This window comes from Arthrobacter silviterrae (assembly GCF_011045165.1).
GTDB classification, from domain to species: Bacteria; Actinomycetota; Actinomycetes; order Actinomycetales; family Micrococcaceae; genus Specibacter; species Specibacter silviterrae.
In genome coordinates, this window is record NZ_JAAKZI010000002.1 from 194,888 (window position 1) to 207,965 (window position 13,078).

At 67.2% G+C, this 13,078-nt stretch carries 12 protein-coding genes; 1 reads left to right on the forward strand and 11 read right to left on the reverse strand.

The window, feature by feature from the left end; all coding sequences use genetic code 11:
* Nucleotides 1-16: 16 nt before the first annotated feature.
* The 8 genes from G6N77_RS02330 to G6N77_RS02365 all read right to left on the reverse strand — a co-directional run bounded on the left by G6N77_RS02330 (nucleotide 17) and on the right by G6N77_RS02365 (nucleotide 9,403).
* Entirely contained in the window at nucleotides 17-2,047 is a 2,031-nt protein-coding gene (locus G6N77_RS02330; RefSeq protein ID WP_165180381.1) for an ABC transporter ATP-binding protein, read from the reverse strand.
* Complete coding sequence (locus G6N77_RS02335; protein ID WP_165180382.1) at nucleotides 2,047-3,777, reverse strand: ABC transporter ATP-binding protein; 1,731 nt, start codon at nucleotides 3,775-3,777, stop codon at nucleotides 2,047-2,049. Before G6N77_RS02335 ends, G6N77_RS02330 begins: the two co-directional genes overlap by 1 nt.
* A gap of 309 nt (nucleotides 3,778-4,086) precedes the next feature.
* Complete coding sequence (gene hutH / locus G6N77_RS02340; protein ID WP_165180383.1) at nucleotides 4,087-5,658, reverse strand: histidine ammonia-lyase; 1,572 nt, start codon at nucleotides 5,656-5,658, stop codon at nucleotides 4,087-4,089.
* Between the two features lie 448 nt (nucleotides 5,659-6,106).
* On the reverse strand, nucleotides 6,107-6,901 hold the full coding sequence (locus G6N77_RS02345; protein WP_165180384.1) for an IclR family transcriptional regulator: 795 nt from the start codon (nucleotides 6,899-6,901) through the stop codon (nucleotides 6,107-6,109).
* 98 nt (nucleotides 6,902-6,999) lie between these two features.
* Nucleotides 7,000-7,857, reverse strand: coding sequence for a spermidine synthase (locus G6N77_RS02350; protein WP_165180385.1), 858 nt, complete (start codon nucleotides 7,855-7,857; stop codon nucleotides 7,000-7,002).
* Complete coding sequence (locus G6N77_RS02355; protein ID WP_165180386.1) at nucleotides 7,857-8,357, reverse strand: GNAT family N-acetyltransferase; 501 nt, start codon at nucleotides 8,355-8,357, stop codon at nucleotides 7,857-7,859. The genes G6N77_RS02350 and G6N77_RS02355 overlap by 1 nt, the downstream gene beginning before the upstream one ends.
* 35 nt (nucleotides 8,358-8,392) lie before the next feature.
* Nucleotides 8,393-9,061 (reverse strand): O-methyltransferase, encoded by a 669-nt coding sequence (locus G6N77_RS02360; protein ID WP_165180387.1) that lies wholly within the window; start codon nucleotides 9,059-9,061, stop codon nucleotides 8,393-8,395.
* Between the two features lie 9 nt (nucleotides 9,062-9,070).
* Nucleotides 9,071-9,403 (reverse strand): thiamine-binding protein, encoded by a 333-nt coding sequence (locus G6N77_RS02365; RefSeq protein ID WP_165180388.1) that lies wholly within the window; start codon nucleotides 9,401-9,403, stop codon nucleotides 9,071-9,073.
* A 128-nt stretch (nucleotides 9,404-9,531) separates the two neighbouring features.
* Here G6N77_RS02365 and G6N77_RS02370 point away from each other — a divergent pair, with 128 nt between their 5' ends.
* The gene (locus G6N77_RS02370) at nucleotides 9,532-10,170 is read left to right on the forward strand and encodes a DUF5684 domain-containing protein (RefSeq protein WP_165180389.1); all 639 of its coding nucleotides are present in this window, start codon (nucleotides 9,532-9,534) and stop codon (nucleotides 10,168-10,170) included.
* On the opposite strand, the gene G6N77_RS02375 is transcribed toward G6N77_RS02370, so the two are convergent.
* The 3 genes from G6N77_RS02375 to G6N77_RS02385 are packed head-to-tail and all read right to left on the reverse strand — an operon-like array spanning nucleotide 10,153 to nucleotide 13,075.
* A complete protein-coding gene (locus G6N77_RS02375; RefSeq protein ID WP_165180390.1) occupies nucleotides 10,153-10,464 on the reverse strand; it encodes an AzlD domain-containing protein in 312 nt (103 codons plus the stop codon). The two genes, G6N77_RS02370 and G6N77_RS02375, sit on opposite strands and share 18 nt — an antisense overlap.
* Nucleotides 10,461-11,246 (reverse strand): AzlC family ABC transporter permease, encoded by a 786-nt coding sequence (locus G6N77_RS02380; RefSeq protein ID WP_165180391.1) that lies wholly within the window; start codon nucleotides 11,244-11,246, stop codon nucleotides 10,461-10,463. Before G6N77_RS02380 ends, G6N77_RS02375 begins: the two co-directional genes overlap by 4 nt.
* A 20-nt stretch (nucleotides 11,247-11,266) precedes the next feature.
* Complete coding sequence (locus G6N77_RS02385) at nucleotides 11,267-13,075, reverse strand: glycoside hydrolase family 15 protein (protein WP_165180392.1); 1,809 nt, start codon at nucleotides 13,073-13,075, stop codon at nucleotides 11,267-11,269.
* Between the last annotated feature and the right edge of the window lie 3 nt (nucleotides 13,076-13,078).

Sequence of the window (13,078 nt, forward strand, 5' to 3'; positions counted from 1 at the left end):
GCCGCCGCCCAACCGCTTAGTGGGCTTCTGCTGCGACCTCGCCCTCAAGCTCGCGGCCGCCGCGGAACTGCGTCCTGTAGAGGGTGTAGTAGGCGCCGCGGCGGGCTAGCAGCTCCTCGTGATTGCCGTGCTCCACAATGTCGCCGTCCTCCATGACCAGGATGGTGTGCGCATCCCGGATCGTGGACAGCCGGTGCGCTATGACAAAGGACGTCCTGTCGGTGCGCAGGGCTGCCATGGCGTGCTGGACCAGCAGCTCCGTGCGGGTGTCCACACTGGAGGTGGCCTCGTCCAGGATCAGCAGCGACGGGTTCGCAATGAAGGCGCGGGCAATGGTGATCAGCTGGCGTTCACCCGCGGAGACTGTGCCGCCGTCGGCGTCGATCACGGTGTCGTAGCCCTCGGGGAGCTGGCGGACAAACCTGTCCACCATGGTGGCCTCCGCGGCGGCAACAATCTCCGCATCACTCGCATCCAGCCGGCCGTAGCGGATGTTTTCGCGGATGGTCCCCTCAAACAGCCACGCGTCCTGGAGCACCATGCCCACCTGCGAGCGCACCTGTTCGCGGGTGAGGCGGCGGGTGTCGATGCCGTCGAGCAGGATCCGACCACCGGTGAGCTCGTAAAAGCGCATGACGAGGTTGACCAGGGTGGTCTTGCCTGCGCCGGTGGGGCCCACAATGGCCACGGTCTCCCCAGGCTGCACCGTGAAGGTCACGTCCTGGATGAGAGGCGTCGTCTCCGAGTAGCTGAAGGCCACATTTTCAAAGCGCACCTGGCCGTCCGATTGCCCTGGCAGGGCCACGGATTCCTCCTCCGCGAGCTGCTCCTCGGCATCGAGGATTTCAAAGGTCCGCTCAGCCGAAGCCACGCCGGACTGGATCATGTTGGCGATGCCCGCCATCTCCCCGATGGGCTGGGAAAACTCCCGCGAGTACTGGATGAACGCCGTGGCGTCTCCCAGTGTCATCTGCCCCGTGGCAACCCGCAGACCGCCCACGACGGCGACAAGCACGTAGGAGAGGTAGGAGACGAACTGCATGGCCGGCATGATCATGCCCGAGACAAACTGCGCCCCGAACGACGCCTTGAACAGCTGCTCGTTGCGTTTGTCGAACTCGGCCAGCATCTCCGCGTCCCGGCCGTAGGCGCGCACCAGCTCAAGGCCCGAAAACGTCTCCTCGACATGGCCGTTGAGCGAGCCGGTGTGTTTCCACTGCGCCGCAAACAGCTTCTGCGAGCGGGAACCGACCACCCCGGCGATGACGGCGGAAAGGGGCAGCGCAATCAAGGCAATCAGGGCCAGCTGCCAGGAGACGATGAACATCATGATGCCGATGCCCAGGACCGTCAGCGCGGACTGCACCAGCTGCGAGAAGGCCTGTTGCAGCGCGGCCTGAATGTTGTCGACGTCGTTTGTGACCCGGGACATCAGGTCCCCGCGCTGGCGGGTGTCAAAGTAGCCCAGCGGCAGCCGGTTGAGCTTGCGCTCAATGTCCTCGCGCAGGCGGAACACCACCCGCATGACGAGGGCGTTGAGCAGGAAGCCCTGGAGCCACATGAGCGTGGACGCCACCATGTACAGCGACAGGACAATGGCGATCAGCCGGCTGAGCTGGACAAAGTCGATGCCCTGCCCCGGAATGATGCTGGTCTTGGCGAGCATGTCGGCGTACTGCCCGTGGCCGGCGGCGCGGGCGGCCGCCACCAGTTGCTCCAGCGGGACGCCTGCCGGCAGCCCCGCGCCCATGACGCCGTTGAAGATGACGTCCATGGCCGCGCCGAGGATTTTTGGGGCGATGACTGTGAGCACCACCGAGAGGGCCACCAGTGCCACCACCAGGGAGAACTGGGCGCGCTCGGGGCGCAGCAGGCCCACCAGGCGCTTGACGGACGGCCAGAAGTGCTGCGCCTTCTTGGCCGGGGTGCCGCCGAACATGTCGCCGTCGGACCCAGTGGGCTGGTACTCGGGTTCCTGAAGCTCGACGTCGGCCGGGTCCTGGGGTGCGTTTGTCTCGGCAGCCTGCCGCTTGCTGGTGCGGGCCATCAGGCAACCCCCTCGATGCTCAGTTGCGACTCCACAATTTCCCGGTACGTGTCGTTGGTGTCGAGCAGTTCATCGTGGGTGCCCGCCCCGACCACCTCGCCGTTGTCCAGCACGATGATGTGGTCCGCCTCGCGGATGGTGGAGATGCGCTGGGCCACAATGATCACGGTGGCGCCTCCCGTGGCTTCGTGCAGTGATTCGCGCAGACGCTGGTCCGTGCCGACGTCCAGCGCCGAGAACGAATCGTCAAAGAGGAAGATTTGCGGGCGGGCGGCCAGGGCCCTGGCGATGCAGAGCCGCTGGCGCTGGCCGCCGGAGACGTTGGTGCCGCCCTGCGCGATGGGGGCGTCCAGCTGTTTGGGCTTTTCCGCCACAAAGTCCTTGGCCTGGGCCACCCGGAGCGCTTCCCACAATTCATCGTTGTCCGCGTCCGGGCGCCCAAACAACAGGTTCGAGGCAATGGTGCCGGAGAACAGGTACGGTTTCTGCGGCACCAGCCCCACCAGCCCGGCCACCTGGCGCCGGTTCAGTTCGCTGACGTCCACCCCGCCGATGCACACCGTTCCCTCCTGGGGATCGAAAAGCCGCGGGACCAGGTTCAGCAGCGTGGACTTGCCCGAACCGGTGGAGCCGACGATCGCCGTCGTCGTGCCTGCCCTGGCAGTGAAGCTCACGTTGTTCAGCACGGGGCGCTCGGCCCCAGGGTAGCCGAAGGTGACACCGGAGAATTCGACGGCGTGGCCCGTGGGAAGCTCCGTGCCCGCCGGAACCGCCAGGCTAGGCTGGGCGGAGAGGACCTCGTCGAGGCGTTCGGCGGAGATGGCGGCGCGCGGGATCATCATGACCATGAAGACGCCCATCATGACGGCCACCAGGATTTGCAGCAGGTACTGCAGGAACGCCGTCAGCGAGCCGACCTGCATCTGGCCGGCATTCACGCGCTCACCGCCAAACCACAGCACGGCGGCCGTGGCGAGGTGCAGGATCATCATGATGAGCGGGAACATCAGCACGAAAAGGTTGCCCACCCGGACGGAAACGCGGGTCAGCGACAGGTTGGCGGCGCGGTACCGTTCGGCCTCAAATTTTTCACGGACGAAGGCCCGGATGACGCGGATCCCCGTGATCTGCTCGCGCAGCACGCCGTTGACGTCATCGATGCGGCCCTGCATGTCACGGAACAGGGGCAGCAGCTTCACCACCAGGAAGCCGACGACGGCGAAAAGCAGCGGCACCGAGACCCACACCAGCCATGACAGGCCCACGTCCTCGCGCAGGGCCATGACGATGCCGCCAATGCACATAATGGGCGTGGAAACCATGAAGTTCAGGGCCATCAGCACCAGCATCTGCACCTGCTGGACATCGTTGGTGTTGCGGGTGATCAGCGTGGCCGTGCCGAAGCGGCTCACATCAAGGGCGCCCAGGGCGTTGACCCGGTGGTAGACCTCGCGGCGCAGGTCCCGGCCGATCGCCATGGCCGTGCGGGCGCCAAAATAGATGCCGCCAATGGCGGTGGCCAGCTGGACGAAGCACACCGCCACCATGGTGGTGCCGGTGTTCCAGATGAAGCCGGTGTCCCCCTTGGAGATGCCCAGGTCGATGATCTGCGCGTTCAGGCTGGGCAGGTAGAGGGCGGCGATGGTGGAGGCCAGTTGGAGCACCAGCACCGCCGCGATCCACGCCCAGTAGGGACGCGCATGCTGGAATGCCAGTCGGGCGAGTTTCACAGAATTCCCCAATTCGAATAAATGTTTGGTATTCGCGTGACCCGAACATTAAACACGCCCGCCCCCGATGTGGCAACTGTCACATCGGGGGCGGGTTGGATCGTCACGGGCGGCCGGCGCCGGACCGGCATTCCCTCAGCTGGGCCCACAAGCGCGAGGGACCCGCTGCGAGCTTGCGAGCAGTGGGAGCGCTTGGGGACTATCCGACGCGTCGGCCGCGGGCGGCCTTTGGCGTCTCCTTTACGTCACCTCCGGGAACACCGGCTCCGTCGCCTATGTGGTTGAATCCCAGCTCGGCCGCGGCCCTGGCTAGTTCAACGGGCCCGTCGCTGATTCGGCCGCCGCGCGGATGGCGCCGGAGCCCACCAGGCGGTCGGCCTCTTCGAGTTCCGGGGAGAGGAAGCGGTCCGATCCGGGACCCTGGACCGTCTCCCGAAGCAGCCCAATCACAGCGGCGCCGGCCGGGCCGGGGACCAGTTCACCGTCGGACATGGAGGTGCGCATGTCAATGGCGCGGGTGGCCGTGACCAGCTCAATGGCGAGGACGCGGCGCAGGTTTTCCACGGAACGGCGCAGCTTGCGGGCGGCGTGCCAGCCCATCGACACGTGGTCCTCCTGCATGGCGGAGCTGGGGATGGAGTCTACGGAGGCGGGCACGGCGAGGCGCTTGGAGTCCGAGACCAGGCCGGCCTGGGTGTACTGGGCGATCATAAGGCCGGAGTCCACGCCGGGGTCGCCGGCCAGGAAGGCGGGCAGGCCGTGGCTGCGGGCGGGGTCCAGCATGCGGTCGGTGCGGCGTTCGGCGATGGAGGCGACGTCCGCGGAAACGATCGCGAGGAAGTCCAGCACGTAGGCCACGGGCGCGCCATGGAAGTTTCCGTTGGAGGAGACGCGGCCGTCGGGGAGGACCACGGGGTTGTCGATGGCGGCGGCGAGTTCGCGGGTGGCCACCATGAGGGCGTGGTCCACGGTGTCGCGGGCGGCGCCGGCCACCTGCGGGGCGCAGCGCAGCGAGTAGGCGTCCTGGACGCGGTTGTCGCCCACGCGGTGCGAGGCCACGATCGGCGAGTTCGCGAGCACGCGCAGCATGTTGTCGGCGCTGGCTGCCTGGCCGGGGTGCGGGCGCAGCTCCATGTGCAGCTCGGGCAGGAACACCTGGTCGGTGCCCAGCAGGCCCTCGACGCTCAAGGCGGCGGTGATGTCCGCCGTCGTCAGCAGCATTTTCAGGTCGGCAATGGCCATGAGCAGCATGCCGAGCATGCCGTCGGTGCCGTTGACCAGCGCCAGGCCTTCCTTTTCGGCCAGCTCAATGGGGGTGATGCCGGCCTCGGCAAGCAGTTCCGGGACGGGGCGGATTTCGCCGTCGGGCCCGGCAGCTTCGCCCTCGCCCATGAGCACCAGTGCGCAGTGGGAGAGGGGTGCCAGGTCGCCGGAGCAGCCAAGCGAGCCGAATTCGCGGACCACGGGGGTGATGCCGGCGTTGAGCACGTCCACCATGGTCTGGACGACGACGGGGCGCACGCCGGTCCTTCCGCTGGCGAGCGTCTTGGCGCGCAGGAACATCAGTGCCCGCACCACCTCGCGCTCCACGGCCGGGCCCATGCCGGCGGAGTGGGAGCGGATCAGGGACTTCTGCAGCTGCGTGCGCATGTCCTCGGGGATGTGGCGGTTTGCCAGGGCGCCAAAGCCGGTGGAAATGCCGTACGCCGGGGTGTCGGAGTGTGCCAGCTCTTCAATGTGCGACCTGACGCGTTCGACGCCGGCCAGCGCCTCCGCGCTCAGCACCACCGTGGCGTTGTGGCGGGCGACGGCAATGACGTCTTCGGGCGTGACCCCGGAGGATGAGAGGGTGACTTCTTGGGACAGAACGGCGGCGGTCATGGTGGTTCCTTTGCGTTGCGGCGGGCTTAAGAGCCACTATTCCGCTTAACGGCGCCAAAGTCTGCCACCCTGCGGCCCCATGTGTCCGGGATTCCGGACAGTGCGTGGGGGTGAAACTTACACCCCCGGCCCGGCGACGACAAGATCGTGCAATTCCCCGCCCCCACCCCCTGACGCTCCCTCATCTTTCGCTGTCTTTCCCGCGACGGTCCCTCACGTTTCGCGGGGTTTCCGGCGACGCTCCCTCGCAACTCTCGCGGCGGCTGTTTGCCCGCCGCTCGCCTCGCAAGCAAGTGATGGAGCGTATCGAAAAAAACCGCGAAAGATGAGGGAGCGTCGGGGAGAAACGGCCATAAAGTGAGGGAGCGTCGGGTGGGGTAGGGTGGGGGATGGAAGGTCCTTTCGCCGCCGGTTCGGACTCGCCGCGCGGGCTCGGCCGGCGGGACGGTCAGCTGCCGGGGCGGCCGTAAATCCGCACCGAAAGCTCTCCCGCCACCTTGGTGACCCGCCTGGCCAGCGCGGGCCACTCCGACGCCGGCACCTTGGCCTCCAGGAACGTCACGGCGACGGCCGCCACGGGCCAGCCCAGGTGGTCGGTGACAGCAGCCGCCACGGAGCCGAACCCTTCCGTGACTTCGCCGTTTTCCGTGGAGTAGCCGCGCTGGCGGACCTGGTCCAGGTGCGCGGAGAGCGTGGAGTACTTGCCGATGGGGTCCGGAACCTCGGTGCGCGAACTAAACGCCGCAGCATTCGGATACAACGCGCGGACCTGCGACTTGGGCAGCGCTGCCAAAATGGCGCGCCCGCTGGCGGTGAGGTGGCTGGGAAGCCGCACGCCGACGTCGGTCACCAGGGACGGGCGGTGCTTCGCCCGCTCCTCCACAATGTAGAGGACGTCGCGCCCGTGCAGCACCGCCAGGTGCGCGCTTTCGCCAATCCGGTCAACCAGGGCCTCGAGCAGGGGCCGGCCCAGCCGGGACAGCGGCTCCTGGCGTGAATAGGCGCTGCTGAGTTCAAAGGCTGCAATGCCCAGGCCGTAGCGCTGCTCCTCATGCAGGTGCATGACAAAGCCGCTGGCCTCCATCACACCGAGCAAGTGGTAAACGCTGGAGCGCGGCAGGTCCAGCGTGGTGGCGATGGTTGACGCCGCCAGCGGGCCCCTCTTGGAGGAGAGCAGCTTGAGGATGCGCAGCGTATTGTCCGCCGCCGGGACCTTGGATGGGGTCCTGCTTGTGTCTGTCAATTTTCCGCCGCCTTTCTGTCCACGCTCCGCAGCGCACGGTCATAACGCTGGCCCAGGGCCCGCCGCTGACGTCTCCAATCCCAGATTAGCTGGCTTTCTCAGGCACCGGCGTCGTGGAGCACCAGGGCGCTTTGGCCGAATTGGCGCACCTTGGCGTCGCCCCACAGCTGGGCTGGCATGGCACCCCCCAGCAGCGCACGCGGCAACCCGGGGCCGTCGCCCAGGGGCAAATCGCTGCCGGCGATGATGATGTTTCCCGACCGCCGGCCCTTGAGCATGGGCGGATCGGCAATGATGGCGGTGTGCCCGAACGCCGCGGCGATCGTGGCAGCTTCCCGCCTGGCCGTGGCCAGCGCGGGCGAGTCACCGCAGTTCACGACATATACGCCGCCGGGAATAAGCACCTTGCGGGCCGCTTCCGTGAACTCGGCCGTGATCAGCGCATGGGGAGTCCTGGCCCCGGCAAACACGTCCCGGATAATGAGCTCCCGGCTGGCCGGGGCCAGGGATTCCGTGACCTCCCGGGCCTCCCCCACCCGGATTTTCAGCAGCGGTGCGCGGGGAAGGTCGAACCAGTCGCGGACATGGGCGGCGAGCTTTCCGTCAATTTCCACCACCACATTGCGGGAATTCGGGTAGGCAGCCACCAGGTAGCGGGGCATGGAGCAGGCAGCCCCTCCAAGGCTCAGCGTCCGGAGGCGCGCGTCCGGCGCCCAGCGGTCCGCCACCAGCGCCATGATCCAGCGCATGTATTCGAATTCCAGGCGCAGGGGATCGGCCAGGTCCACATGGGAGCTCTGCACGCCGTTGAGCATGAGCAGCCAGCCATTCGGGTTGTCGCCGTCGGCAATCAACTCCGCCGTGCCGGTGTCGGTGGGGTACAGCCCGGCCACGGGGCCGGACAGGGCGGCGTCCGGCTCAACCACGGCGTTCCTGGGCGGCCTCTGGCGTCCCATCAGGGCGCCACCCCGGCGCGGACCATGCGCACCTCGGGCAAGTTGTGCCAGTCGTCGCCCAAAACATCGCTGGCCCCGTCAAGGGCAAACCCATTCTTTGCGTAGAACGCCTGGGCGCGCGGATTGTCCGCCAGCACCCAAAGGAACGCGGCCTCACGCCCAATGGCGGCGTCCAGCAGCAGCTGGCCGGCACCGCTTCCGTAGGCGCGCTGCAGGATGTACAGCATGTACAGTTCCACGGGAACGGGCGCGTCGGCGTGCTGGGCGGGACCGCCGGCCGCAAGCCCAAGCAGCCCGCCGCCGTCGTATGCCAGCATGGGAATATGCCCGGCCTCGATCCCCCGGCGCAAGTTTTCCACGCGGCCCGGCAGCGTCTCGCGGCGCATGGCAAAGAACGACGGCGGCAGGTGGCGGCCATACGCCTCCTCATGGCACTGCAGGTGCAGGCGCATCACCGCTTCGGCGTCGTCAGAGGTGGCGGGTCGCAGCTTGATGGTCACCCGACCAGCGTAGCCGAGCCGGCACAGGCCAAAAACTACTTCACCACCGCAATGGCGAAACCGTCCCAGCCCTTGGAGCCTGCGGTCTGGATGGCAGTGGCGTCGAGGGAATCGCTGGCCCCCATGAAGTCCAGCGCAGCGCGGATGGCGGCGGCGTCCAGATCATCCCCCGGGTCCAGGATGGTGCCCTCCCAGATCACGTTGTCCATGACGATCACGCTGCCGGGACGGGTCAGCTTCAGCGCCCACTGCAGATAGTTGGTGTCGTTTCCCTTGTCCGCGTCGATGAACACGAAGTCGTAGGGCTCCCCTCCGGCCAAGGTGGGCAGGGTGTCCAGGGCGGGCCCAATGCGGATGTCCACCATGGCCCCAAACCCGGCGGCGTCAATGTTGCCGCGGGCGACGGCGGCGTGTTCGGGGAGGAACTCGCACGTGGTGATGTGGCCGTCGCCGGGAAGCCCGCGGGCCAGCCAAATGGTGCTGAAGCCGGCCAGCGTGCCGATCTCCAGCACGCGCCGTGCGCCCTGGATCCGGGCCAGCAGCATCAGCAGCTTCCCCGCTGTGGGGGCCACCTCGATCCGGGGCATGCCGGCGCGGTCGATGCTGGAGATGACGGCGTCCATGCCGCCGCCTCCCTGCACGAGCGTTGCGGACAAGTATTCTTCGACCTCAGCCCAACCGGGCCGGCGCTGATGCTCAACCATGGCCCCAGCCTAGCGCCCGAGGGTCCCCAGTGCTCCCTCGAGGCGGTCAATCTTGCCCGTCAGCTCGCCGGTGTGGCCCGGGCGGATGTCTGCCTTCAGGACAAGTGACACACGGGAGCCGTAGCGGCCCGCGGCCTCGGTGGCGCGCTTGACGACATCCATGACCTGGTCCCAGTCGCCTTCGATTTCGGTGAACATGGAGCTGGTGCGGTTTGGCAGCCCCGATTCCCTGACCACCTTGACGGCAGCCGCGACGGCCGTGTGCACGGAGGCGTCGTCGCCCGTTCCCGCAGGCGCACCGGACGGGGTACCGCTGGGTGCAACTGAAAATGCCACGATCATGGAAATCTCCTCTTAATTGGTGCTTTCCCTCCCATTATTGCCCCGGGAGTCTTTGCTTCTTCCACTATTCACCAGAAGGGGACTCCTCCCCATTGGTTGCCGGGTGCGCCCCACTATAAGGTTCAACTATGCTTGCCACTTCCCTCGCCGCCGTGCTTGGCGCCACAGACCCCGCCCCCTACGGCAGTTCCAGCGTCGATCCGGCCGCAGCCATGGGCCTGATAGCGGCCTTGATGTTCTTTTACCTGTTCATCATTGTGCTGGCCTTGGTGGTGGCCGGCATCATGTGGGCCGGGGTGTTCAGCAAGGCCGGGTACGCGAAGTGGAAGGCCTATGTGCCGTTCTACAACCAGTGGATCCTGGTCAAAATTGCGGGTCGGCCGGAATCCCATTTCTGGTTCCTGTTCATCCCGTACTTCAACATTTACATGCAGGTTGTCATCCTCAACGACATTGCGAAGGCGTTTGGCAAGGATGCCGCCTTTACCGTGGGGCTGGTGTTCATTCCGGTGGTCTTCGCCAGCATACTTTCCTACGGCGAGGCCCCATACCGGGGGCCGCAGTATGTTTCCGCCGCCCAAAAGCAGTACGCCCAGCAGTTCGCGCCGCCATACGGCCAGCCCTACCAGGGGCAGCCGCAGCCGTACCCCCAGCAGCCGTACCCCGGCCAGGCCTACCCGGGCCAGGCCTATCCCGATCAGCAGCCCGGCCAGCAGGACCCCAACGCGCAGGGCCAGAACCCCTACGGCTCAGGGCCAGCCCAGTAGCCTCAGCCCGGCCGCGGCCAGCGCCCCCACCAGCACCACCAGCAAAAACGGCGCCTTGAACCAGAGCGCCACTGCGGCCGCGGCCAGGGCCCCGGCCCGGGCATCAAGCACGACGGCGGTCCCCGTGGCTGCCGCGTTCACCACCGTCAGCGACGCCAACAGCCCGATGGTCAGGGTGCCGGCCACGCGCGACATTCGCGGATTCGCCAGGACCTTGGCCGGCACCAGGTAGCCCAGCAGCTTTGTCAGGTAGGCCAGCAGGGCCGCCACCAGCACCCAGATCCACATGCTCATGCGTCTTCCCCCTGCCCCAGGCGGGCCGGGCGCGGCGGACGGGCGCCGGCGTCGTGCCTGTATGGCTCAATGTCCGGCTCCAGGCCGTCATCCACGTGGCCGGGGGCATGGTCAGGGGTGCGCCCGTGCCGGAACCAGCCGATGAGCCCGGCCACCAGCGCAGCCACCAAAATGGGCACGCCCGGCGGGACAAACGGCACGGCAAGCAGCGTCACCACGGCACACACCACCGCAATGGCGGCCGGCTGAAACGCCTTGATGCGCGGCCAGAGCAGGCCCAGGAATGCTGCCACGGCGGCGCCGTCAAGGCCCCATTGCTTGGGGTCGCCCAAGGCATTGCCAATCACCGCGCCAACGGCCGTCATGACGTTCCAAAAGATGAAAATGCCAAGGCCCGCCACCCAGAAACCGCGCCGCTGCTCTGCCGGATCGGCCTGGCCCGTGGCGGTGGCCGTTGATTCATCAATGGTGAGATGGGCGGAGGCAAAGCGCCGCCAGCCGGTGGGCCTCAGGAGGGCGTTGAGCTGCATCCCGTACACGCCGTTGCGGATGCCCAGCAGCGCGGAGGCGCTCATGGCCGCGACGCCGGAGCCGCCGCCGGCAACCACGCCGATGAAGGCAAACTGGGAACCGCCGCTGAAGAGCAGAAAACTCAGGGCCATGGTCTGCCAAAACGACAGGCCCGACGCCACGGAAAGCGCCCCAAAGGACACCCCGTAAAGGCCCGTGGCAACGGCGATCGACGCACCGATCTTCGCTGCCGGCGACTCACGTAACTTCATGCACCCATGGTTTCACGTTCTCAGGCGTCCCCGGCGCCTGCAGTGCTGCCACTGTCTGTCTCGTGCAGGGCGTCCGCCGCCCGCACCAGCGCCAGGTGGGAGAAGGCCTGCGGGAAATTTCCGGCCATGCGCGCGCTGTCGGCGTCGTACTCCTCGCTGAGCAGCCCCAACTCGTTGGCATAGCCCACCAGCCGGTCCATGAGGGCCACCGCTTCGGCCCGGCGCCCCGTGTGTGCATACTGCTCCACGAGCCAGAAGGAGCAGGCCAGGAACGGATGTTCGCCGGGGGCCAGGCCGTCCACGCCGCTGTCCGTGCGGTACCGCATCAGCAGGCCGTGGTGGTCCACGAGCTCGGCCTCCAGCGCGGCAACCGTGCCCAGCATTTCCGGCGAACCATGGTCCACAAAGCCCACCATCGGAATCACCAGCAGTGAGGCGTCCGTGGTGGTGCCGCCATACGTTTGGGTGAAGGTGTTCAATTCCTTGTTGAAGCCCTGCTCCATGACTTCCGTCCGCAGCTGTTCGCGTAGCATTTCCCAGTGCTCCACGGGCCCCTTCAGCCCGTGGTCGCGGACGGCCCGGACGCCGGCGTCGAACGCGGCCCACATCATGACCCGCGAGTGCGTGAAGTGCTTCAGGTCCCCGCGCATTTCCCAGATCCCGTGGTCCGGTTCCGCCAGGTGCCGCTCCACGAACTTCAACAGGGCCTGCTGCAGCGGCCAGGAGAAGTGGTCCTCCTTGCCGCCGGCCAGGCGCAGTTTTTCCATGGCCACCAGCACCTCGCCCACCACGTCAGCCTGGTACTGGCCCACGGCACCGTTGCCGATCCGCACCGGCACAGATCCTTCATAGCCCGGCAGGTGCTCAAGCACGCCCTCGGCCAGCTGCCGTTCCCCGGAGAGCCCGTACATGATCTGCAGGTCCTCGGGGTCACCGGCCACGGCCCGCAGCAGCCAGTCGCGCCACCGCAGGGCCTCGTTTTCATAGCCGTGGGTCAGCATGGCCTCCAGCGTGAGCGCAGCGTCCCGCAGCCAGCAAAACCTGTAGTCCCAGTTCCGTGCCCCGCCAAAGTCCTCCGGCAGCGAGGTGGTGGCCGCCGCCACGATGCCGCCTGTGTCCTCATGGGTCAGGGCGCGCAGCACCAGCAGGGAACGCTCCACAAACGGTGCATACTTCCCGTCCTCGCTGCACATTTCAGCCCAGCTGCCCCAATACGCCAGAGTGTCCCGCAGCGCCGCGTCCAGGTCGATGTCGGCAGGGAGGGGCCGGTGAGACGGGTACCAGATGAGTTCCTGCTCAACCTTGTCCCCCGCCGCCACCGTGAACCGGCCGCCGTGTTTATGGTCGACGGCGTGGGGCAGCTCAGCGCCGCGCAGCACCAGGGCGTCCGGCCCGGCAACGGCCAGGATGGCCGGGTGGCCAGAGTCCTGGCGGACGCGCCGGACCCACGGCAGCACCGCACCGTAGCCGGGGCGCATGGTGATTTCCTGCCGGAATTCCATGCTGCCGGACAGCCCTTCAATGCGCCGCACCACGGAGGCCCGCCTGTCCTCGGTGGGCATGAACTCGGTGACGCGTGCTGTTCCCGTGGCGGATTCCCACTCCGTTTCCAGCACAAAGCTGTGCCCCACGTAGGACCGGCGCACCACCTTTCCGTCCACTGGCGCCATGAGCCAGCGCCCGTGGTGTTCGGTGCCCAGCAGGGCGGCAAAAACCGACGGCGAGTCGAAGCGGGGGAAGCACAGCCAGTCAAGGCTGCCGTCCCGGCCAATCAACGCGGCGGTGTGCAAATCGGAGAGCAGCGCATAATCTTCAATCCGTGAGGCCATGAC